Origin of the sequence: Rhodococcus pyridinivorans (genome assembly GCF_900105195.1) — a bacterium.
Lineage (GTDB): Bacteria > Actinomycetota > Actinomycetes > Mycobacteriales > Mycobacteriaceae > Rhodococcus > Rhodococcus pyridinivorans.
In genome coordinates, this window is sequence record NZ_FNRX01000002.1 from 1,453,694 (window position 1) to 1,474,816 (window position 21,123).

23 protein-coding genes and 1 riboswitch are annotated in these 21,123 nt (G+C 69.1%); of the genes, 19 read left to right on the top strand and 4 right to left on the bottom strand.

Annotation, left to right across the window (positions count from 1 at the left end):
* The first annotated feature begins 133 nt into the window (after window positions 1-133).
* From clpB to BLV31_RS07235, 9 genes are all read left to right on the top strand, one after another.
* The gene (gene clpB / locus BLV31_RS07195; protein WP_064061271.1) at window positions 134-2,689 is read left to right on the top strand and encodes an ATP-dependent chaperone ClpB; all 2,556 of its coding nucleotides are present in this window, start codon (window positions 134-136) and stop codon (window positions 2,687-2,689) included.
* Window positions 2,690-2,756: 67 nt separating this feature from the next.
* The gene (locus tag BLV31_RS07200) at window positions 2,757-3,686 is read left to right on the top strand and encodes a hypothetical protein (protein WP_064061270.1); all 930 of its coding nucleotides are present in this window, start codon (window positions 2,757-2,759) and stop codon (window positions 3,684-3,686) included.
* Between the two features lie 29 nt (window positions 3,687-3,715).
* Window positions 3,716-4,375: a TtfA family protein gene (locus BLV31_RS07205; protein WP_006553002.1), complete on the top strand. Its 660-nt coding sequence runs from the start codon at window positions 3,716-3,718 to the stop codon at window positions 4,373-4,375.
* Window positions 4,376-4,480: 105 nt separating this feature from the next.
* Window positions 4,481-5,263 (top strand): SDR family NAD(P)-dependent oxidoreductase, encoded by a 783-nt coding sequence (locus tag BLV31_RS07210; protein WP_064061269.1) that lies wholly within the window; start codon window positions 4,481-4,483, stop codon window positions 5,261-5,263.
* Between the two features lie 184 nt (window positions 5,264-5,447).
* On the top strand, window positions 5,448-6,035 hold the full coding sequence (locus BLV31_RS07215; RefSeq protein ID WP_064061268.1) for a LemA family protein: 588 nt from the start codon (window positions 5,448-5,450) through the stop codon (window positions 6,033-6,035).
* A gap of 86 nt (window positions 6,036-6,121) precedes the next feature.
* On the top strand, window positions 6,122-6,661 hold the full coding sequence (gene pyrE, locus BLV31_RS07220; protein ID WP_006552999.1) for an orotate phosphoribosyltransferase: 540 nt from the start codon (window positions 6,122-6,124) through the stop codon (window positions 6,659-6,661).
* A gap of 4 nt (window positions 6,662-6,665) precedes the next feature.
* Window positions 6,666-7,781 (top strand): galactose-1-phosphate uridylyltransferase, encoded by a 1,116-nt coding sequence (gene galT, locus BLV31_RS07225; RefSeq protein WP_006552998.1) that lies wholly within the window; start codon window positions 6,666-6,668, stop codon window positions 7,779-7,781.
* On the top strand, window positions 7,778-8,899 hold the full coding sequence (gene galK, locus BLV31_RS07230; RefSeq protein WP_019291042.1) for a galactokinase: 1,122 nt from the start codon (window positions 7,778-7,780) through the stop codon (window positions 8,897-8,899). Before galT ends, galK begins: the two co-directional genes overlap by 4 nt.
* Window positions 8,900-8,939: 40 nt before the next feature.
* Window positions 8,940-9,668 (top strand): lysoplasmalogenase family protein, encoded by a 729-nt coding sequence (locus BLV31_RS07235; protein WP_033096220.1) that lies wholly within the window; start codon window positions 8,940-8,942, stop codon window positions 9,666-9,668.
* On the opposite strand, the gene BLV31_RS07240 is transcribed toward BLV31_RS07235, so the two are convergent.
* A complete protein-coding gene (locus tag BLV31_RS07240; protein ID WP_019291044.1) occupies window positions 9,659-10,099 on the bottom strand; it encodes a hypothetical protein in 441 nt (146 codons plus the stop codon). The two genes, BLV31_RS07235 and BLV31_RS07240, sit on opposite strands and share 10 nt — an antisense overlap.
* Window positions 10,100-10,166: 67 nt before the next feature.
* On the opposite strand from BLV31_RS07240, the gene BLV31_RS07245 reads away from it, so the two are divergent.
* From BLV31_RS07245 to BLV31_RS07260, 4 genes are all read left to right on the top strand, one after another.
* On the top strand, window positions 10,167-10,949 hold the full coding sequence (locus BLV31_RS07245; RefSeq protein WP_064061267.1) for an SDR family oxidoreductase: 783 nt from the start codon (window positions 10,167-10,169) through the stop codon (window positions 10,947-10,949).
* A gap of 59 nt (window positions 10,950-11,008) precedes the next feature.
* Entirely contained in the window at window positions 11,009-11,617 is a 609-nt protein-coding gene (locus tag BLV31_RS07250; protein ID WP_019291046.1) for a hypothetical protein, read from the top strand.
* 2 nt (window positions 11,618-11,619) lie between these two features.
* Window positions 11,620-12,306: a TrmH family RNA methyltransferase gene (locus BLV31_RS07255; RefSeq protein ID WP_019291047.1), complete on the top strand. Its 687-nt coding sequence runs from the start codon at window positions 11,620-11,622 to the stop codon at window positions 12,304-12,306.
* A 77-nt stretch (window positions 12,307-12,383) separates the two neighbouring features.
* Window positions 12,384-13,526 carry a glycoside hydrolase family 76 protein gene (locus BLV31_RS07260; RefSeq protein WP_033096379.1) on the top strand — a complete coding sequence of 381 codons (1,143 nt, stop codon included), beginning with the start codon at window positions 12,384-12,386 and terminating at the stop codon, window positions 13,524-13,526.
* A gap of 72 nt (window positions 13,527-13,598) precedes the next feature.
* Here BLV31_RS07260 and BLV31_RS07265 read toward each other — a convergent pair whose 3' ends face one another.
* A complete protein-coding gene (locus BLV31_RS07265; RefSeq protein ID WP_024101889.1) occupies window positions 13,599-14,336 on the bottom strand; it encodes a VTT domain-containing protein in 738 nt (245 codons plus the stop codon).
* Between the two features lie 165 nt (window positions 14,337-14,501).
* Here BLV31_RS07265 and fbaA point away from each other — a divergent pair, with 165 nt between their 5' ends.
* On the top strand, window positions 14,502-15,536 hold the full coding sequence (fbaA, locus tag BLV31_RS07270; protein WP_006552988.1) for a class II fructose-bisphosphate aldolase: 1,035 nt from the start codon (window positions 14,502-14,504) through the stop codon (window positions 15,534-15,536).
* A gap of 132 nt (window positions 15,537-15,668) precedes the next feature.
* Here fbaA and BLV31_RS07275 read toward each other — a convergent pair whose 3' ends face one another.
* The gene (locus tag BLV31_RS07275; protein WP_248846267.1) at window positions 15,669-16,508 is read right to left on the bottom strand and encodes an Rv0361 family membrane protein; all 840 of its coding nucleotides are present in this window, start codon (window positions 16,506-16,508) and stop codon (window positions 15,669-15,671) included.
* 274 nt (window positions 16,509-16,782) lie between these two features.
* Between BLV31_RS07275 and BLV31_RS07280 the strand changes: the two genes are divergently transcribed.
* From BLV31_RS07280 to BLV31_RS07290, 3 genes are all read left to right on the top strand, one after another.
* Entirely contained in the window at window positions 16,783-17,199 is a 417-nt protein-coding gene (locus BLV31_RS07280) for a DUF3151 domain-containing protein (RefSeq protein ID WP_006552986.1), read from the top strand.
* A gap of 10 nt (window positions 17,200-17,209) precedes the next feature.
* Window positions 17,210-18,373, top strand: coding sequence for an FUSC family protein (locus BLV31_RS07285; protein WP_174556266.1), 1,164 nt, complete (start codon window positions 17,210-17,212; stop codon window positions 18,371-18,373).
* A gap of 85 nt (window positions 18,374-18,458) precedes the next feature.
* Window positions 18,459-19,388, top strand: a complete 930-nt coding sequence (locus tag BLV31_RS07290; RefSeq protein ID WP_064061265.1) for a cation diffusion facilitator family transporter — start codon at window positions 18,459-18,461, stop codon at window positions 19,386-19,388.
* Between the two features lies 1 nt (window position 19,389).
* Here the strand turns inward: BLV31_RS07290 and BLV31_RS07295 are convergent, their stop codons facing one another.
* Complete coding sequence (locus tag BLV31_RS07295) at window positions 19,390-19,938, bottom strand: histidine phosphatase family protein (RefSeq protein WP_081263467.1); 549 nt, start codon at window positions 19,936-19,938, stop codon at window positions 19,390-19,392.
* A gap of 29 nt (window positions 19,939-19,967) precedes the next feature.
* Window positions 19,968-20,110, top strand: a riboswitch (cobalamin riboswitch).
* Between the two features lie 32 nt (window positions 20,111-20,142).
* Between BLV31_RS07295 and BLV31_RS07300 the strand changes: the two genes are divergently transcribed.
* Both BLV31_RS07300 and BLV31_RS07305 read left to right on the top strand, forming a co-directional pair.
* On the top strand, window positions 20,143-20,337 hold the full coding sequence (locus BLV31_RS07300) for a CbtB domain-containing protein (RefSeq protein WP_006552982.1): 195 nt from the start codon (window positions 20,143-20,145) through the stop codon (window positions 20,335-20,337).
* A gap of 14 nt (window positions 20,338-20,351) precedes the next feature.
* Window positions 20,352-21,122 (top strand): CbtA family protein, encoded by a 771-nt coding sequence (locus BLV31_RS07305; RefSeq protein ID WP_174556265.1) that lies wholly within the window; start codon window positions 20,352-20,354, stop codon window positions 21,120-21,122.
* The last annotated feature ends 1 nt before the right edge of the window (window position 21,123 follow it).

The window sequence follows — 21,123 nt, forward strand, 5'->3', positions numbered from 1 at the left end:
GAACAAACTCAACTTATGATCCGTTGAAGAATTCGACATCACCGAGACCTGCCCGAGGCAGGGAATCGGCTGCAGAATCGACATGGGGCACTCGCCTGCGCGTGGGGTGCACCGAGAAAGAAAGGGGCGCGCAGTGGACTCGTTCAATCCGACGACCAAGACCCAGGCCGCACTCACCGCTGCACTTCAGTCGGCGTCCGCTGCGGGCAACCCGGAGATCCGTCCGGCACACCTGCTCGTGGCACTGCTCGACCAGACCGACGGCATCGCCGGCCCGCTGCTCGAAGCGGTGGGCGTCGACCCGGCCGCGGTGCGCAGGGAAGCCGAGGACCTCGTCCGTCGTCTTCCGCAGACCAGCGGGGCGACCACCACACCGCAGCTCGGGCGTGAGGCGATCGCGGCCATGACCGCGGCACAGAAACTCGCCACCGAACTCACCGACGAATTCGTCTCCACCGAGCACGTCCTCGTCGGCCTCGCCGGTGGCGACTCCGATGTCGCGAAGCTCCTCGCCGGGCACGGCGCAACGCCGGCCGCCCTGCGCGACGCCTTCACGACCGTCCGCGGCAACCGCCGCGTGACCTCCGCCGATCCCGAGGCCAGCTATCAGGCCCTGGAGAAGTACTCCACCGATCTGACGGCGCGGGCGCGTGAAGGCAAGCTCGACCCGGTCATCGGTCGCGACAACGAGATCCGCCGTGTCGTCCAGGTGCTCTCCCGCAGGACCAAGAACAACCCGGTCCTCATCGGTGAGCCAGGCGTCGGTAAGACCGCCATCGTCGAGGGCCTCGCCCAGCGCATCGTCGCCGGGGACGTGCCCGAGTCGCTGCGCGGCAAGACCGTCATCTCGCTCGACCTCGGCTCGATGGTCGCGGGCGCGAAGTACCGCGGCGAGTTCGAGGAACGCCTCAAGGCCGTGCTCGACGAGATCAAGGAATCGGCCGGGCAGATCATCACCTTCATCGACGAGCTCCACACCATCGTCGGCGCCGGCGCGACCGGCGAGTCGGCGATGGACGCCGGCAACATGATCAAGCCGATGCTCGCCCGCGGTGAGCTGCGGCTGGTCGGTGCCACGACCCTCGACGAGTACCGCAAGTACATCGAGAAGGACGCGGCCCTCGAACGTCGTTTCCAGCAGGTCCTGGTGGGGGAGCCGAGTGTCGAGGACACCGTCGGCATCCTGCGCGGCCTCAAGGAGCGCTACGAGGTGCACCACGGCGTGCGCATCACCGACTCCGCGCTCGTCGCGGCGGCGACGCTGTCCGACCGGTACATCACCTCGCGCTTCCTACCCGACAAGGCGATCGACCTCGTCGACGAGGCAGCCTCGCGCCTGCGGATGGAGATCGACTCGCGTCCCGAGGAGATCGACACCGTCGAACGCGTCGTCCGTCGCCTCGAGATCGAGGAGATGGCGTTGCAGAAGGAGAGCGACGAGGCCTCGAAGGAACGCCTCGAGAAGCTGCGCGCCGAACTCGCCGACGAGCGGGAGAAGCTCAACCAGCTCACCACGCGCTGGCAGAACGAGAAGACCGCGATCGACTCCGTGCGGGAGATCAAGGAACAGCTCGAATCCCTGCGCGGTGAGGAAGAACGCGCCGAACGCGACGGCGACCTCGGCAAGGCCGCCGAGCTGCGCTACGGTCGCATCCCCGAGCTGGAGAAGAAGCTCGAGGCGGCAGCCGCCGCGTCGGGTACCACCGCCGGTGGCGACCTGATGCTCAAGGAGGAGGTCGGCCAGGACGACGTCGCCGACGTCGTCGCGGCATGGACCGGCATCCCCGCCGGCCGCATGCTCGAGGGCGAGACCTCCAAGTTGCTGCGGATGGAGGACGAACTGCGCAAGCGGGTCGTCGGCCAGGACGTCGCGGTGCAGGCCGTCTCCGACGCGGTGCGTCGTGCACGTGCCGGTGTCGCCGACCCGAACCGTCCGACGGGGTCCTTCCTGTTCCTCGGCCCGACCGGTGTCGGCAAGACGGAGCTGGCGAAGGCGCTCGCCGACTTCCTGTTCGACGACGAACGTGCCATGGTGCGGATCGACATGTCCGAGTACAGCGAGAAGCACTCGGTGGCACGCCTCGTCGGTGCGCCTCCGGGCTACGTCGGCTATGAGGCCGGCGGTCAGCTGACCGAGGCCGTGCGGCGTCGCCCCTACACGGTGGTGCTGTTCGACGAGGTCGAGAAGGCACACCCGGACGTCTTCGACACGCTGCTGCAGGTGCTCGACGACGGTCGTCTCACCGACGGCCAGGGCCGCACGGTCGACTTCCGCAACACCATCCTGATCCTCACATCGAACCTCGGTGCGGGTGGCGATCGGGAGCACATCATGGCGGCGGTGCGGGCGGCGTTCAAGCCGGAGTTCATCAACCGGCTCGACGACGTCGTGATCTTCGACCCGCTCTCGGAGGAGCAGCTAGAGAAGATCGTCGACATCCAGCTCGACCAGTTCGCCGACCGCATGTCGGCGCGGCGACTGACACTGGATGTCTCGAGCGCCGCGCGGTTCTGGCTGGCGGTGCGCGGCTACGACCCGCAGTACGGTGCACGTCCGTTGCGCCGCCTGATACAGCAGGCGGTCGGCGACCAGCTCGCCAAGAAGCTGCTCGCCGGTGAGATCAAGGACGGAGACACCGTCCACGTGGGCGTCAGCGAGGACGGCGACCACCTCGTGATCAGCGCCTGACGGCGCCCGTGCGCGGCCTCGGTGGCAGGAGCTGCCGGGGCCGCGCGCGCCTACTCTGGAAGGCGCTATGAAGAATCCCCAGGATCCGCGCACCCCGCAGGAACGGGCCTACGCACTCGACGAGTCGTCGAACGGGACGGACCCCGACGCGACCCGCGTGCTGCACACCGACGACGCGACCGAGGCGTACGGGCGGCCGGTCACCAACCCGACGGTCGCGTACACCCACTACGAGCAGTGGGGCGCGCAGGGGAGCGAGTACCAGCCCACCCAGGCCTATCCCTCCCTTCAGGGTCCTCCGTCGCAACAGGGTCCTCCGTCGCAACAGCCGTATCCGCCTCAGCCGGGCTACCCGCCCCCGCACGGCTATCAGCCCACACAGGTGCTCCCCGGATACGACCCCGGTAACCCGCAGACGGCGATGAACCCGGGACCGGGAACGCGGGGGCACGGAATCCCCGGGCAGCCACCCACGGGTCCGGCGCCCGGCACGGATGCCGGGAAGCCGCGCGGCCCGCGCTGGGGACTGATCACGCTCGCCGCGGTGGTCCTCATCGCGCTCGGCGGCACCATCGGGTTCCTGCTCAGCCGGCCCGACGACTCCACCTCGCGGGTCGCGTCGGATCGCGCCCCGGCCACCGTCGCGCCCCCGCCGACGGCGACTCTCCCGCCGGCACCCGAACCGACCACACCGGGACTGCCGCTCGACCGGATCCCCGGCGGACTCGGCGAGGTCATGGGCGACGCGGGCGCGGTCGTGGGCACGATCACCGCTAACGACGGCGGCAGCATCACCCTCGGCGTCATCGGTGGTTCGACGGTCACCGTCGTCCTCACCCCCGACACCGAGATCATCACCCTGACCGGCGACACCGCCGACAGCCTCGAGGTCGGAGCGACCGCCGTGGCGACCGGCAGTGCCGTCGAGCAGGGACGGATGACCGCCGAGACCGTCGTCAGCGCGTCCCTCCCATCCTTCGGTGGTTCGGGCCGCTGACCCGCTAGGCTGACTCGACGATGACTGCCATGTGGTTCTCTCTGGCCGCGGTCGCACTGCTGGGTGCGGTCGCGCTGCTCTACGTCGACCGGACGCGGCGAGAACAGTCGGGTCGTATCCGGGAGATCTGGGCCAAAGCGCAGGGCTACAAGTACACCTCCGCCGAGGACCACCTGCCGTCCACCTGGCACCGCGCGGCGCTCGCCAAGCAGGAATATCTCGGCGCGATCGACATCGTCCGTGGGGTTCGCCGCGGCGAGGAGTTCGTCCTGTTCGACATCGAGGAGACCGCGACGATCATCGCGGTCCGGCGCAAGGTCGGCTCCGACGTCGACATCGATCTGCGGCTCAAGTCGACGCCGCCGCCGAAGGACCCCGACATGAACCTGCTCGGTTCGATCGGCCCGCGCATCGTCTTCGCCACCGACCTCGAGATCGCGCGACGCGTGTGCGACCAGCGGATGGTCGCGTTCACCGAGTCCATCCCCGACCACGTACAGATGCTGTGGAGCGAAGGCGAGTGGACGCTCGGCTCGATCCCCGTCGGCAGCTCCGGACGCGAATGGGACTCGGCCATCGAGACCGTCGCGCGTTTGTCGGGCATCCTCCACGTGCTGCCGCCCGTCGTGGAACCCGAGGAACTGGACCGGGGTTCGCAGGATCCGGGCCGGCCCTCCGCCCGTCACTGAGGCGGAACGCCGAGAATTGTCACTGAGGCGAAACGCCGAGAATTGTCACTGAGGTAGATCCTCGGGGAGTGGTCGCGCGCGTCGCGTGTCGTTAGTGTGGCGGCCATGACTTCCGTCCGCCCCGTCGCGCTCGTGACCGGACCCACCTCGGGAATCGGTGCGGGTTTCGCCCGCACCCTCGCGAGTCGCGGTTACGACCTCGTGCTCGTCGCCCGCACCCGTCCCGCCCTCGACGAACTCGCCGCCGAGCTGAAGCAGAAGTTCGGGGCGGCATCGGAGATCATCGTCGCCGATCTGGCGGCCGTCGACGGTCGCGATCTCGTCGTCGAACGCCTCGGTCGCGGTGTCGAGATGCTCGTCAACAACGCCGGCTTCGGCACGACCGGCGAGTTCTGGACCGCCGATCCGGGCCTGCTGCAGGCGCAGCTCGACGTCAACGTCACCTCGGTCGTCGCGTTCACCCGCGCCGCGCTCCCGTCGATGATCGAGGCGGGCAGGGGCGACGTCGTCAACGTCGCGAGCGTGGCCGGTCTGCTGCCCGGTCGCGGTTCCACCTACTCCGGCAGCAAGGCCTATGTCGTGTCGTTCACCGAAGGGCTGGCCGGTGGCCTCGCCGGCACGGGCGTGCGGGTGCAGGCACTGTGCCCCGGCTTCGTGCGTACCGAGTTCCATCAGCGTGCCGGGATCGACATGTCGTCCACCCCGAACCTGATGTGGCTCGACGTCGACGAGGTGGTGCGCACTTCGCTCGCCGACCTCGACAAGGGCAAGGTCCGCAGCATTCCGGGGCTGCAGTACAAGGTGCTCGCCACGGCGGGACGACTGGTGCCGCAGAACCTCGTGCGGAAGCTGACCAACACCTTCGGCAACGGTCGCGGCCGGACCTGATCGGCTGCGGCCGCGACAGCACCCGATCGCCACGGACGAACTGACGGCGGGCGTTGCCAGATCACGGTACGGATACACCGCGCAGGACACGCCGGGTGCAGTCTTCGACGCGGTTCGTGCGCTCGGTACATTTCTGCGCGTGACGTCTGTGGCTGTGGTGCTCTGTGTTGCTGTCGTGGTTGCGGTGGTGCTGTGGTTGCGCGCAGGCGTGCGCCGTCTTCGGACGTTGCAGCAACGCCACCGGGAGAGCCTGCGCCTGCTCCTCCACGAACTCGACGACCGCTACGATCTCGTGCCCGCGCTCATCGCGGCGTCGGCCGGCGCCGGTGTAGAACGTGAGCGCATCCGGCCCGTCGTCGGCGCCCGCTCGCTCGCCATCGGTGTGCGCGACCAGCGCCTGGGTCTCACCGAACGCGCCGGTGCGGAGAACGCGCTGTCGGCGACGCTCCACGAGCTGATCGGTGGACTCGGAGGGGTCAACCACTGGCCGTTCATCCGGGTCGCCCGAGAACTGCAGACCCGCGAGCAGCGCATCGCTGGAGCCGTCCGCGTACACAACGACCTCGGTGGCGCACTGAACACCGCGGTCGGCGGATTCCCCACCTCGCTGTTCGCGAAGCTCGCGGCCGTCGGACCTGTCGTGCTGTTCGAGGCGCCCGCGCCCGTCGCCGCATCCGAGCCGGCCCGCAGGCACGAGACCGTCGATGCGAAGGTTGTCGAGAACGACGTCCGGCCGGAGTCCGAGGCGACCTCCGACACCGTCGCTGCCTGACCTGCGACCCGCAGCGACTAGGCTCGTTCCCCGACACGAGCGCGACCGCACCGGCGTCGCGCCGCCGAACGACGGGTGAGGACGCAATGAGTGACCGCGACGAACTGGCAGCACTGGTACGCGAGCTGGCGGTGGTACACGGCCGCGTGACCCTGTCGTCCGGTAAGGAAGCCGACTATTACGTCGACCTGCGCCGCGCGACCTTGCACCACAAGGCCGGCCCGCTCATCGGCACGCTCCTACGCGAACTCGTCTCCGACTGGGACTTCGACGCCGTCGGAGGCCTGACCATGGGTGCCGACCCCGTCGCCCTCGCCGTCATGCACGCCCCCGGCCGGCCCATCGACGCCTTCGTCGTCCGCAAGGCCGCCAAGGCCCACGGCATGCAGCGGCAGATCGAGGGACCGGACGTCACCGGCAAGCGCGTGCTCGTCGTCGAGGACACCACCACCACCGGCAACTCGCCGCTCACCGCCGTCAAGGCGCTGCGCGATGCCGGCGCGATCGTCGTGGGTGTCGCGACCGTCGTCGACCGCGCGACCGGCGCCGATGAGGTCATCGCCGCCGAGGGCGTCGAGTACCGTTCCCTGCTCGGCCTCGCCGACCTGGGTCTGGACGACAAGTAGCCGCGTGGGGGCGCGGGTCCGGCAGACCGTCACGCATCTCGCGGACGGCCGGGAACTGATCTATTTCGACGACACCGAGCCGTTCGTCTCCGGTGCCGCGACCCGCGACCTCCGCGACCGCCGCGACCTGCCGCCGGTCGCGGCGACCTCCGAGATGCGCGGCGACCCGCTGACGGGGGAGTGGGTCACCTTCGCGGCCCACCGCATGGACCGCACCTTCCTGCCGTCGGCCGTCGACTGCCCGCTGTGCCCGAGCAGGGCGGACGTGTGTACCGAGATCCCGGCCGACGACTACGACGTCGTCGTGTTCGAGAACCGTTTTCCGTCGCTCGGGGCGCCGTCGGCCGGTGAGGATCTCGTCGACGATGAAGGTCTGTGGCCGCGACGACCGGCGACCGGCCGCTGCGAGGTCGTCGCGTTCACCCCCGACCACGACGCCCGATTCGCCGACCTCTCCGTGCCGCGGGCGCGCACCGTCATCGATGCGCTCGCCGCCCGCACCGCCGCGCTGTCGAAGCAACCGGATGTCGAGCAGGTCTTCTGCTTCGAGAATCGCGGCGTGGAAATCGGTGTGACACTGCAACATCCACACGGGCAGATCTACGCCTACCCGTTCGTCCCACCGCGCTCACGCGCCCTGCTCGACCGCGCCCGTGAGTATCGGCAGCGGACCGGCAGGTCGCTGCAGGGCGCCATCCTCGACGCCGAACGACGCGCGGGCACCCGACTGGTGGTCTCCGGCGACGCGTGGTCGGCCTATGTCCCCGCCGCGGCACGCTGGCCCGTCGAGGTGCACCTCGTCCCGCACCGCGACATCCCGGATCTCGCCGCCCTCGACGAACACGAACGCGACGAACTCGCCGCCGTCCAGCGCGACCTTCTCGGCCGCGTCGACCGGTTCTTCCCCGGCGTCGACCGCGCCCCCTACATCGCTGCCTGGCACCAGGCGCCGGTCGGTGCACCTCGCGGGGACATGCGGCTGTTCTGCCAGATCTTCTCGTTGCGGCGGGCCCCGGACAAGCTGAAATATCTCGCAGGGTCCGAATCCGCGATGGGCGCGTGGATCAGCGACACCACCCCCGAACGGATCGCCGAACGCCTGCGTGAGGTGGCGCCATGACGCTCGCAGAGACCGCCCGCGCACTGTTCGCGACCGAGTTCGGCACCGAACCCGAGGGCTGCTGGTGCGCCCCCGGGCGCGTCAATCTCATCGGCGAGCACGTCGACTACGCCGGGGGTCTGTGTCTGCCGATGGCGATCCCGCAGATCACCGTCGTCGCGGTGCGTCGGCGCTCCGATCATGTACTGCGCGTGCGCAGTTCCGGTTTCGACGGCGTCGACCTGGATCTGCGCGACCGGCACGTCGACGGTTGGGCCGCCTACGTCGCCGGCGTGATCTGGACGCTCGACCCGCCGGGATTGACCGGTGCGGACATCGCGGTCGCGTCGGACGTGCCCGTCGGAGCGGGACTCTCGTCGTCCGCGGCGCTCGAGACGTCGGTCGCGGTGGCGCTCGCCGACCTGTGCGGGCTGCCCCTCGGCGACGACGGCCGTGATCGACTCGCCGCGGCGTGTGTGCGCGCGGAGAACGATTACGCCGGTGCCCCCACCGGTGGGCTCGACCAGCGGATCGCCCTCCACGCACGTCCGGGCCACGCGCTGCTCCTCGACTTCGCCGATGGCAGCAGCGAACACATCCCGTTCGACGCGGAAGCCCGCGGGCTGACCGTGCTGGTCGTCGACACCGGGACCGGGCACGAGCTCGCCGACGGACAGTACGGACAGCGTCGCCGTGAGGTCGAAGACGCCACCCGGTTCCTCGGCGTGGAGAGCTTGCGCGACGCCTCGTCGGCGGACCTGATCGACGATCCCGTCCTACGTCGCCGCGCACGGCACGTGATCGACGAGATCGCCCGCGTTCAGAAGGCTGCGGCGTTGCTGCGGGCAGGGCGGATCCGGGATCTCGGACCATTGCTCGATGCGTCGCACCGCTCGTTGCGCGACGACTTCGAGGTCAGCTGCCTCGAACTCGACACCGCAGTCGACGCGGCCGTCGCTGCCGGTGCACTCGGCGCCCGGATGGTGGGCGGCGGTTTCGGCGGGTCGGCGATCGCGCTGTGCGAGGACGACCGCGTGGACTCGGTGCGGAAGGCCGTCGCCGACGCCGCTGTGCAGCGCGACCTGCCGGCGCCGACCTTCCTGCGCGCCACGGCGTCCGGCGGTGCGCGCCGTTGCTGAAGCTTGCGGGACGATCGATGCAGCCGGGTACTGTGCGCGCATGGGTTGGTTCAGTCGCAAGAGGTGGGGCGTCGAGCACGCGGTGTTCGCGGCGGCGTCGGCCGCCACCGTCGTCGGGGGAGTGTCGGGGAACGAGAAGTTGCAGCAGATCGCCAAACCGCTCATCGCACCCGCGCTCGCCGTGCGGGTGCTGCGCCGCTCCCGCGACACCGATCGCGCCGACACCGCCCTGCTTGTCGCAGGTCTCGCAGCCGCCACCCTCGGTGACATCGCCATGATCCGCTCCGACGAGGACCGCCGGATCCTGAGCGGTGCAGCCTGTTTCGGTGTCATGCAGACCGCCTACTCGAGCATCCTCGTCCGGCGCGGTGCGCGGGTGTCGAAGCCGGTCGCGGTGCAGCGTGCCGGTGCCCTGGCCGGTGCGGCCGGTCTGCTCGCCGCCCGCAACCGCTCGGTGGCCGCGCCGCTGACCGGATACGGCGCCCTGCTCGCCACCACTGCGATCCTTGCCGGAGACCCCGCCCTCGCACCCGGTGCGCGAGTGCGCGCAGGGCTGGCCGTGCCGGGTGCCGACAGGCGTAGTCGGCTCGGTCTCGGCGGCCTGATCTTCACGCTGTCCGACGGATCGATCGTGGTGCGCCGCACCCTGCTGAAGGACGAGAAGATGCGCGCGGCAGCGGAAGGGTTCGTGCTCGCCACCTACACCGTGGCCCAGCTGTTGCTCGTGGAAGGGCTCCTTGCTCTCACGAGCCGGAACAGTCAGGGATAGAGGACGATCCGGTCGCGGTCGAGCGGGTCCACCCAGATGCTCACGACCTCCCCGGGCGCGTAGCGCTGCAGGTTGCGACGGTCGACCTCGTAGACGACCGTGCCGCGATAGGACTCCGAGCCGGGCACCGTGAGCTCGAGATCGAGCCGGGTCAGCTGACCGGTCGAGGTCAGATCGAGCGGGGTCGCGGAACGGATGGTCGCCCATCCCTCGTACCCTTCGCGTTCGATACGGCGCATGACCTTCGAGCGGCGACCCGCGAGCGCCATCGACAGACCGAGCACGGTGCCGTACAGGCAGACGAGGAAGACCACCTGGAAGCCCTCGGTGCCGGGTTCGGAGATCGGCAGGAACAGGTGCATCCACAACGCGAGAACGACGACATATCCCACGGTGACGAACGCGACGGTGGCAACGATACGACGATTCACAGCTCCTCCGATCCCAGCCTATCCCCGCTGTGCGCCGTCGGCTCCCGCCCGTGACTAGGGTGATGCCATGTCTGCTCCCAGCGTGGTGATCACCGGAGCCGCCGCCGGTATCGGCCGCTCCACAGCTCTGTTCTTCGCCCGTCACGGTTACCGCGTCGGCGCCTTCGACATCGACACCGCGGGGCTCGCGAGCCTCGCCGAGGAGGGCGCCTCGGTCACCGCGGGGCAGATCGCCACCGGTGCCCTCGACGTCACCGACACCTCCGCGTGGACCCGCGTACTCGAGGAGTTCTGCACCGACGGCCGGCTCGACGTCCTCGTCAACAACGCCGGGCTGCTGTCGTCCGGGCCGTTCGAGGACACCCCGGCGAGCCGGCACCGGCAGCTCGTCGACGTCAACGTCACCGGTGTCGTCCTCGGCTGCCACGCGGCCTTCCCGTATCTCCGCGACACCCCCGGCGCGCACATCGTGAACATGTGCTCGGCGTCGGCGCTCTACGGACAGCCCGAGCTCGCCACCTACAGCGCCACCAAGTTCGCGGTGCGCGGCCTGACCGAAGCACTCGAACTCGAGTGGGCCCGCCATGACATCAAGGTGCAGGCGTTGTGGCCGCTGTTCGTCGACACGAACATGGTCGACGGGATGGACATCGGCTCGCGACGCTCCCTGGGCGTGAACCTCGGCGCCGACGACGTCGCCCGCGCGGTGTTCGACGCGACTCGTCTCACGCGGCGCTCGGGACGGGTGCATCGGCCCGTGGGCCGGCAGGCGACCGTGCTCGCCACGCTCGCCCAGGTGTCGCCCGGATGGATGAATCGCCTGGTGAACCGGCGCCTGACCGGCCACTGACGCCGCTCGATAGAGTGACACCCGCACGTCGTCGGGAAGGGTGTTGCGTGAGAATTCGGATGTGGCCGGTCGCAGTCGTCGCGGGTGTGGCACTGTTCGTCGCAGGATGCGGAGGCTCCGCGGACGGGCCGGAGGCCGACTCCGGAGCGACGTCGACGACGACCTCCGCGGCTGCCTCGACGACCCCCTCCACGACGGTCGCTGCGAGCACCACCGAGGAGGCGACCCCGTCGACGACCGAACCAGCTCCCGAGCCGGAGACCTCCCCGGAGGAACCGGCTCCGCTCGCGCAGGTCGAGTACCAGCGCAACGAGTCGTACTACTTCAGCAGCCCCGACGGCACCTTCGAATGCGGCATCGTCCGGCTGCCCACCCGCACCGAGGCGGGCTGCGAAGGACCGACCGATCCGATCCCGCCGCGCCCCGAGGACTGCATGGTCAACTGGGGACTCGGCATCCGCGTACAGGACTCCGGAGAAGGCGAGTTCGTGTGCTCGGGCGGACCGGTCTACCTCTCGCCCGACGGGGCGAGCCCCGTCCTGCCGCCGGGATCGTCGTTGTCGCAGCTCGGCTACACGTGCGCCACCACCGCAGCCGACGTGACCTGCACCAACGACGCCACCGGCCACGGTTTCCGCGTCGCAGCAGGTTCGAACGAGACGTTCTGACGGTGACCGACACGCATTCCGAACCGGCCGTCGAGGACGTGGCGGGCCCCACCGAATGGGGTGAGCACCCGCACGGCGTCGGACCGTGGATCGAGGAGTTCGGCACCGAGCCGCCCACCGACCCGCGCTACGACCCCGAGCTGCTCGCCCACGGCGACCGGCGCAACGTCGTCGACGCCTACCGCTACTGGACCCGCGAGGCGATCGTCGCGGACATCGACCGTCGCCGGCACCCGCTGCACGTCGCCATCGAGAACTTCGCCCACGACGCGAACATCGGGACGGTCGTTCGCACCGCCAACGCGTTCGCCGTGGGCACCGTGCACATCGTCGGGCGACGCCGATGGAATCGGCGCGGAGCGATGGTCACCGACCGCTACCAGCACCTGCTCCACCACTCGGATGTCGACGCGCTCGTCGCGTGGGCGGCCGAACAGGACCTCGAGATCGTCGCGGTGGACAACACCCCCGGCTCGGTCCGGTTGGAGACGGCGACCCTGCCGCGCCGCTGCCTGCTGCTGTTCGGGCAGGAGGGTCCCGGCGTCACCGAAGCGGCCCGCAACGTCGCCTCGATGACGGTCTCCATCGCCCAGTTCGGCTCCACGCGGTCCATCAACGCGGGTGTCGCCGCGGGGATCGCAATGCACGCGTGGATCCGGCAGCACGCCGATTTCTCGGACGCCTGGTAACACCTGCCCCGCAATCCGGGATGAAAGTCGCGCGGACCGTCGTCGGGGCGGCCGCCGGTCGGGCAGTGTGGAGGGTGATGAACACCGCAGCAGGACAGCGTTCGGACGGAGTCGAGGCCGCCCGGTGGTCGGAGCGGGCCGACGCCGCGGAGGGTGCGATCGTGTCGCGACACATCCGTCGTCTCTGGGCACTGCCCGGCACCGCGCTCGGGGTGGTCGGATGGCCCGCCGTCCGACGTGAGCGACTGTTCCTCTCCTGGCACTACTGGTGGCAGGCGCACCTGATCGACGCCGCCGTCGACGCCGCCGAGCGCGACGCCACCCCGCGCCGCCGGCGCCGTGTCGTGCGGCTCGCACGCACCCACCGCATCCGCAACCTCACCGGCTGGACCAACAACTACTACGACGACATGGCGTGGCTCGGCCTGTCGCTCGAACGGGCCGAACGGCATCTCTACGTCGACCACCGCGGCGCGATCGCGACCCTCGTCGACGAGCTCGTCGACGCCTGGCAACCCGAGAGCGGCGGCGGCATCCCGTGGCGCCGGCGGGACACCTTCTTCAACGCCCCCGCGAACGGTCCGGCGGCGCTGCTGCTCGCCCGCACCGGCAAGGTCTACCGCGCCGAGGAGATGGCCGACTGGATCCACGACGTGCTGCTCGACCCCGAGACGGGCCTCGTCCTGGACGGCATCCGTGATGGCGTGCACGAACGCGCGATCTACAGCTACTGCCAGGGGGTGACGCTCGGCCTCGAGACCGAGCTCGCCCTGCAACTCGACGACTCCAGGCATCGCCGCAGGGTCCACGCGCTCGTCGCCGCGGTCGACGATCACCTCACCGAGCGCAGCGTCGTCACCGGCGGGGGAGGCGGCGACGGGGGACTGTTCAACGGGATCCTGGCCCGCTACCTCGCGATGGTCGCCACGACACTGCCCGTCGTCGACCGCGACGACATCCGCGCCCGCAACGTCGCGGCACGGATCGTGCTGGCGTCGGCGGAGGCCGCCTGGGAGAACCGGCTGCAGGTCGAGGAGCTGCCGGTCTTCGGCCGCGACTGGTCGCGGCAGGCGCGGCTACCCGGCCTGGGCACCTCGGTCGCGCGGTTCGCGGGCGGCACCGTCCGCGAGTCGGCCGTCGCCGAACGCGACATGTCGGTGCAGCTCGGCGGGTGGATGCTCATGGAAGCGGCCTACGCTGTCGCGGCCTCGCGGTCCTGAAACGGAAGAAGGTGGATTCCGACCCGTTCGTTCGACGGGCGGAAGCCACCTTCTGTGGTGCCAGGTTCGTTCCTACGTGCTCTCGATGCGGTTGATCGGCATCGTCGCGGCCTCGGCGGCCGGCGCCTCACCGTTCTTGGCCGCACGACGCGAGTTGAGCACGCGCTTGCCGACCTCCGTGATGATCGGGATCACCGAGACGAACACGATGCCCAGGAAGATGATGTCGATGTTGTCTGCGATGAAGCTGATCTGTCCCAGCAGGTAGCCGAGCAGCGTCACGCCGGCGCCCCACACGATGCCGCCGATGATGTTGTAGGTGATGAACACGCGGTAGGGCATCTTCGCGGCGCCCGCGACGAGCGGGGCGTAGGTGCGCACGATCGGCACGAAACGTGCCAGGAAGATCATCGCGGGTCCGTGGCGCAGGAAGAAGCGGTGCGCTTCGTCGATGTAGGCCTGCTTGAAGAGCTTCGAGTCCGGCTTGAACAGCCTGGTTCCGCCCTTCGCGCCGATGAGATAGCCGACCTGGTCGCCGAGGACCGCCGCGATGGGGATCGTCACCATCAGCACCCACAACGGGGCGAACGGTTCGACCTCCGCCGACTTGGCCGCCGCGATCAGGCCCGCGGTGAACAGCAGCGAGTCGCCGGGCAGCAGCGGGAACAGCAGACCGGATTCGATGAACACCACGAGCAGCAACCCGATGAGCATCCAGGTACCGAACGAATTGAGTAGATTGACAGGATCCAGAAACCCCGGTAGCAGGGCCAGATTGGTCACGGACTCCGAGGCTTCGAACACAGTCACGCGATCCAGGGTACCGGCGGCGTCCACCTCCCCCCGAATCCCGACACCCACCCCGGACGGCCCGAGTATCGAACGGACGTGTCACTTGACATACTGCAAGGACAACCGGGCACCCACCACATCCCGGTGGGGTGCCGATCGACTCTCATCTGGAGGACAGCCGCTGTGCCTATCGCGACTCCCGAGGTCTACGCCGAGATGATCGCCCGCGCGAAGGAGCACTCCTTCGCGTTCCCGGCGATCAACTGCACGTCGTCCGAAACGATCAACGCCGCCATCAAGGGCTTTGCGGACGCCGGCAGCGACGGCATCATCCAGTTCTCGACCGGTGGCGCCGAGTTCGGCTCGGGCCTGGGTGTGAAGGACATGGTCACCGGCGCCGTGGCACTCGCCGAGTTCGCCCACGTCGTCGCCGAGAAGTACGACGTGACGATCGCTCTGCACACCGACCACTGCCCGAAGGACAAGCTCGACGGCTTCGTCCGCCCGCTCATCGCGATCTCGCAGGAGCGCGTGAACAACGGACAGAACCCGCTGTTCCAGTCGCACATGTGGGACGGCTCGGCCATCCCGATCGACGAGAACCTCGAGATCGCGCAGGAACTCCTCGCTGCCGCCAAGGCCGCGAAGATCATCCTCGAGATCGAGATCGGCGTCGTCGGCGGTGAAGAGGACGGCGTCGAGAACGCCATCAACGACAAGCTCTACACCACGGTCGAGGACTTCGAGAAGACCGTCGACGCGCTCGGCGCCGACAAGGGCCAGTACCTGCTCGCCGCTACCTTCGGCAACGTCCACGGCGTCTACAAGCCGGGCAACGTCAAGCTCAAGCCGTCCGTCCTCGCCGAGGGCCAGGCCGCCGCGTCGAAGAAGCTGGGTCTGCCCGAGGGGTCGAAGCCGTTCGACCTCGTCTTCCACGGCGGTTCGGGCTCGCTGAAGTCGGAGATCGACGAGGCGCTGAGCTACGGCGTCGTGAAGATGAACGTCGACACCGACACGCAGTACGCGTTCACCCGCCCGATCGCGGGACACATGTTCACCAACTACGACGGTGTGCTCAAGATCGACGGCGAGGTCGGCAACAAGAAGGCCTACGACCCGCGCAGCTACCTCAAGAAGGCCGAGGCGTCCATGACGCAGCGTGTCATCGAGGCCTGCAACGACCTCAAGTCGGCGGGACGCTCGGTCTCGGCCAAGTAAGGCCCCACCGATACCAGAAGGGCGCCGACGTTCTCGTCGGCGCCCTTCGTCGTCCCTACGGTGTGCAGAAATCGTCGCGACACGCCGAGGGCGAACGACGACTTCTGCACACTCGTGGTCGCTGTCGTCCCGTTATTCGCTGCAGACCTTCCACTGCTCACCGTCGAGCGTGAGGTCGAAGGTGCGGTCGGTGACATCGTCGGGATCGTTCACCGTGTGCGCGGTGACCTGCGCGATGGCGGTGCCCTCGGTGATCTGGATGCGATCGACGCTCGTCACCACCGGGATCTCGCCCTGTTCGACGGCGAGCCGGTGGATGTCGCGGAAGTTCTCCGGATCGACCGTCTCGTAGAAGTCGGAGAGCGCTCCGCAGGTCGACTCCCGCAGAGTCCCCAGGTCGCCCGATTCGAGTGCTCCGACGAAGGTGTCGATGCTCGCGCGGATCCGGCTCTCGGGGGAGTTGTCGGCGCGGTCCTTCAGGAACACGATCACGCCGGCCGCGACGATCGCCACGACCACCAGCACGGCCGCTGCTCCGACAGCGATCAGCCGACGACCGCGGCTCTTGTCGCGGGCCGGCGGGATGCGCGTGGGCGTGGGCTGGACGGCGACGCGGACGGGCTCGGGCTGAACCGTCGGTTCCTCACGGCGCGGAGCGATGCGCTGCGGCGGCGCCTTCGGCACGTGGCTGCGGACCGGGATCTGCACCGTGGGCGCATCGGCGGAGGTGACATCGGGCGCGGGCGTGGATTCGGGGGTCGGGCGGGACTCGACGGTCTCGGGTTCGACGACGGGAAGCGCCACGGTCTCGTCCGTGGTGACGCTCTCGTCTGCAGCCTGTTCCGGCTCATCGCTGCTCGCGTCCTCACCCGAGGACGCCGCATCGGTGGTCGGCTCCTCAGGTTTCTCGGAGACCTGCTCCGCCGGCTCGTCGGCCTTCTCGGTTGCCGCGCCCACTGCATCCTCGGGCACTGCATCCTGGGACGCTGCATCCTCGGGCACTGCATCCTGGGGCACTGCATCCTCGGATACCGCTTCTTCTGCGGCTGCTTCGTCGGTCGCCGCCGGCTCGACAGGGGGTTCGTTTTCCGCACTCTCGTCCGGTGTCTCGACAGAAGGGGTCGTCGAAGTCTGCTCGGGTGACTCTTCGTTCTTCGGGTCCGACAACGTGCTGCACCTCGCTCGACGGCCTGCGGTTACCCGGGGACTCTATCGAGCCTTCGCCACGGAAGGGCACAATGACCCCATGACGTCTTTCGGTGATCTTCTCGGACCGCAGCCCACCCTTCTCCCCGGCGACGACGACGCGGAGTCGGCCCTGCTGAACAACGAGGACCCGGCGAAGGTCGCAGCCGACCATCCCACCGCCTCGATCGCCTGGGCGTACCTCGCCGAGGCCGCACTCGACAGTGGCGAGACGATCCAGGCATACGCCTACGCACGCACCGGATATCACCGCGGTCTCGACCAGCTGCGCCGCAACGGCTGGAAGGGTTTCGGTCCCGTGCCCTACAGCCACGAACCCAACCGCGGTTTCCTGCGTTGCGTCGCCGTCCTGGCCCGGGCAGCCCGAACCATCGGTGAGTCGGACGAGCACGCCCGCTGCCTGGACCTGCTCGAGGACTGCGACCCGCGGGCAGCGGAAGAACTCGGCGTCGAATAGACGCCCGTACATGTCTGTGTTGAACAGACTGTCCGCGGCGACCCGGCGTCGACCCACCCGTCAGGGAGCTCGTAAACGCCTGACCGACTCGTTCGAACGGCTGCGCACATCGGCGCTGCCGATCGTGCAGTGCGCGCTGGCGGCGGGCCTGGCGTGGTGGGTCGCGAAGGATCTGGTCGGGCACCAACAGCCCTTCTTCGCCCCCATCGCGGCAGTCGTCTCCCTCGGGCTCGGTCTCGGCGCCCGATTGCGGCGTTCCGTCGAACTCGTCTGCGGTGTGACCGTCGGGATCGGCGTGGGCGACCTGCTCGTCTCGCTGATCGGCAGCGGACCGTGGCAGATCGCGCTCGTCGTGACCATCGCGATGAGTACGGCGGTCGCGTTGAACAGCGGCCCGATCTTCGCGATGCAGGCCGGGAACTCCGCGGTGCTCGTGGCGACGCTGCTGCCACCCGGTGGCACCGGTGGGCCCGATCGGATGGTCGACGCCCTGGTCGGGGGTCTCACGGGCATCGCGGTCGTCGCGATGATCCCCACCCATCCGGTGCGGCGTGCCCGGCGCAACGCCGCCGAGATCCTCGCCACGGCGAGCGAGGTCCTGAGGAAGGTCGAGACCGGGCTCGTCGAGAACAACCCGAAACCGATCGAGGACGCCCTCAAGCAGGCGCGGGCCACCCAGCCCGCGATCGACTCGATGCGCACCCACCTCAAGGGCGGTCGGGAGATCAGCCGGATCTCGCCGCTGTACTGGAACAGCCGCAAGCGTCTCGCGGTCCTGACGGCTGCCGCCGACCCGATCGATCACGCGATGCGCAACATTCGCGTGCTCGCGCGCCGGTCGCTGACCCTCGTCCGCGACGACGAGATCCTTGATCCGCGGCTCGTGCAGCGGTTCGCCGAGTTGGCCGATGCGGTGGACGTGCTCCGCGAGATGGTTCTCGCGGAGCCGGGGGAGCAGCCCGACCAGGCCGAGGCTGCACGTGTGCTGCGCAGCATCGCCAAGAAGATGGATCCCGAACTCATCGCCGGGGCAGGAGTGTCGGCCACGGTGGTGTTCGCGCAGATGAGGTCACTGATCGTCGACCTGCTGCAGACCGCCGGACTCAAGCGGATCACCGCGATCGCGACCCTTCCACCCACCGTCGAACATCCGGCCTACGACCCGGACGAGTAAGCCCTCCGAGCCCGCCGGGCACGTAGCCGTTGAAACATATGCGCATTCGTGCATACGATGGCCCGAGGTTCGGAGAGGGAGTTCGATGGGTTCGGGTCACGGGCACTCACACGGCGTCGGCCACGGTCACGGTCAGGGCGCCGGTCCCACGCGCGCCGTCATCCGGCGCATGGCCTTCGCGCTGGGCATCCTCGGAGCGTTCTTCGTACTGGAGGCGTTCGTCGGTCTCCTGATCGGTTCTCTCGCCCTGCTCGCCGACGCGGGCCACATGCTCACCGACGTCGTCGGGGTGTCCATGGGCATGGTCGCCCTCATCCTCGCCCGACGCGGGAGCAGCGCGGCCTCGCGCACCTTCGGCTGGCATCGCGCCGAAGTCCTCACCGCGATGGTCAACGCGGTGCTGCTGCTCGGCGTCGCCGGCTGGGTGTTCTACGAGGCGATCAACCGCATCGGCGACGCCCCCGAACTTCCCGGCCTGCCCATGATCGTCACCGCCCTCGCGGGACTCGCCGCCAACATCGTCGTGATGCTCATGCTGCGGGCCGACGCAAAGGACAGCATCGCGGTGCGCGGCGCCTACATGGAGGTGCTCGCCGACGCCGTCGGATCCGTCGGCGTCCTCATCGCGGGCGCACTCGTCATGATCTTCGGCTGGAGCCTGGCCGACGTCGTCGTCGGTGTGCTCATCTCCCTGTGGGTCGTGCCGCGCGCCCTGCGACTGGCCGCCGAGTCGCTGCGCATCCTCACCCAGACCTCGCCGGCGCATCTCGACGTCGAGCTTCTCCGCACCGACCTGCTCGCGCTGCCCGGCGTGTGCGGCGTGCACGACCTGCACGTGTGGACGCTGACCACCGGCATGGACGTCGCGACCGTGCATCTCGTCAGCGACCACGACCCGCAGTGGATCCTCGACTCGGCGCGCACCGCGCTGTCGTCGCACGGGCTCGAGCACGCCACCGTCCAGGTGGAGTCGACAGTCGACGGCAAGCAGTGCGAGAAGGACGTCACCTGGTAGCTCACCGCGCGAATCGGTTCGGCCGCAAAGTCCACCGACCCGGCCCGCCGTAGAGCCGGACGACGTCCAGCGGTCCCACGTCGACCCTCCGGAACGACGCCGCCGGAGCGTCGAGAGCGCACACCGTCGCCGCTCGCACGACCGCCGGGTGTGTCACCACCCCGACCCGTTCGTAGCCGTCGTCCTGTGCCGCCAGCCAGGTGCCGACCCGGCGGATGAGGTCCTCGACGGACTCGCCGCCGTGCGGTGCGGCCGCCGGCTCGGTCAGCCACATCGCCAGCTCGCTCTCGGGCACGTCGCCCATCGCCGCCCCGGCCCACCTGCCGTAGTCGAGCTCGCGCAGCGCGGAGTCGATCTCGGCGGGGACACCGAAGGCGTGGAGCGTGTCGACCGCGCGTCGCTCGGGTGCGCACACCCACCGGTCGACGACCGGCATCACGGCACGTCCGAGTTCGCGGCGGCCCCGTTCGGAGATCGGCTCGTCGCACGGAAATCGGGCCTGCTCCGTCGCACGCGTGGATGCGTGTGCGACGAAGAACAATCGGGTCACGGCAGGTACGTCCTCTCCGCTTGACATCGCACAACGCCCGGTGCGAAGGTGCGTCGGTAAAGATGTGCCGAGGTGTAGGCAATCCGGTGGAAAGCCGGAGCGGTCGCGCCACTGTAACCGGAGATGTCGAAATCTCCGGAAGCCAGAAAACTCCCGCGGCACATGACGGAATCGAATGGGGCGCGAAATCCCAGGAGGATTGTCATGGCTGTTGTCCATACCCCCGACGAGTCGCTCGGCTCCGCCGCACTCGCAGTCGCTCTCGCCGCAGTGATCGTCGCGGCTTTTCTCGTTCTCTACCTGGTCGGATTCGATCAGGGCGCGATCTCGCGCACCGGCATGTTCATGCACGAACTGATGCACGACGGCCGGCACCTCCTCGGTCTTCCGTGCCATTGAGAACGGGGACCACGATGCCCGGAACCTACCTCCACCTGCTGCTGCGGGGCCTGCTCGCCGGACTCGTCGCGGGTCTGCTCGCCGGCGGTGTCGCCTTCGTCGTCGGCGAACCCCACATCGAATCCGCGATCGCGCTCGAAGAAGCTGCCGGCGAAGCGCATTCGCATGATCACGACCACGCTGCGACCACCGGGGAATCCCACGGTCACAGTCACGGCGAGGATGCGTTCGTCGACCGTACCGGGCAGAAGGCCGGACTGTTCCTCGCGACGACTCTCGCCGGTCTCGCGTTCGGCGCCCTCTACGCGTCGGTGCTGCACTTCGCGCGTCGCCTCACCGACATGCCGGGCTGGAAGCTCGGATTGTTCGGGGCGGCCGGAGCGTGGCTCGCCGTCGAGGCCGTCCCGTTCGTGAAGTATCCGGCGAATCCGCCGGCCGTCGGTGATCCCGACACGATCGATCAACGCACCCTGCTGTGGCTCGCCTCGGTCGTTCTCGGACTCGTCGCGATCGCCGTGGCCGTCGCGGTGGCGAAGGCGCTGGCCGCCCAGGATCTGCACACCGTCCGCATCGCAGGCCCGGCGGTTGCCTTCCTCGTCGTGGTGGGTCTCGGATATCTCGCCTTGCCGAAAATCGACGAGGTGGGGGAGGGCTTCCCCGCGACGCTGCTGTGGGAGTTCCGGGTCGCGTCGTTCACCGTGCAGGTCACCCTGTGGGCGGTGCTCGGTGTGGTCTTCGCGTACCTCACCGAACGCGCGTCCCGTCGCGTGACGATCCCGGCCTGAC

Bases quoted from the DNA above. Each gene is read 5' to 3' on its own strand.
- BLV31_RS07200 (WP_064061270.1), top strand. From the start codon at position 2,757: ATGAAGAATCCCCAGGATCCGCGCACCCCGCAGGAACGGGCCTACGCA.
- BLV31_RS07205 (WP_006553002.1), top strand. From the start codon at position 3,716: ATGTGGTTCTCTCTGGCCGCGGTCGCACTGCTGGGTGCGGTCGCGCTG.
- BLV31_RS07210 (WP_064061269.1), top strand. From the start codon at position 4,481: ATGACTTCCGTCCGCCCCGTCGCGCTCGTGACCGGACCCACCTCGGGA.
- pyrE (WP_006552999.1), top strand. From the start codon at position 6,122: ATGAGTGACCGCGACGAACTGGCAGCACTGGTACGCGAGCTGGCGGTG.
- galK (WP_019291042.1), top strand. From the start codon at position 7,778: ATGACGCTCGCAGAGACCGCCCGCGCACTGTTCGCGACCGAGTTCGGC.
- BLV31_RS07235 (WP_033096220.1), top strand. From the start codon at position 8,940: ATGGGTTGGTTCAGTCGCAAGAGGTGGGGCGTCGAGCACGCGGTGTTC.
- BLV31_RS07245 (WP_064061267.1), top strand. From the start codon at position 10,167: ATGTCTGCTCCCAGCGTGGTGATCACCGGAGCCGCCGCCGGTATCGGC.
- BLV31_RS07250 (WP_019291046.1), top strand. From the start codon at position 11,009: ATGTGGCCGGTCGCAGTCGTCGCGGGTGTGGCACTGTTCGTCGCAGGA.
- BLV31_RS07260 (WP_033096379.1), top strand. From the start codon at position 12,384: ATGAACACCGCAGCAGGACAGCGTTCGGACGGAGTCGAGGCCGCCCGG.
- BLV31_RS07280 (WP_006552986.1), top strand. From the start codon at position 16,783: ATGACGTCTTTCGGTGATCTTCTCGGACCGCAGCCCACCCTTCTCCCC.
- BLV31_RS07285 (WP_174556266.1), top strand. From the start codon at position 17,210: ATGTCTGTGTTGAACAGACTGTCCGCGGCGACCCGGCGTCGACCCACC.
- BLV31_RS07290 (WP_064061265.1), top strand. From the start codon at position 18,459: ATGGGTTCGGGTCACGGGCACTCACACGGCGTCGGCCACGGTCACGGT.
- BLV31_RS07300 (WP_006552982.1), top strand. From the start codon at position 20,143: ATGGCTGTTGTCCATACCCCCGACGAGTCGCTCGGCTCCGCCGCACTC.
- BLV31_RS07305 (WP_174556265.1), top strand. From the start codon at position 20,352: ATGCCCGGAACCTACCTCCACCTGCTGCTGCGGGGCCTGCTCGCCGGA.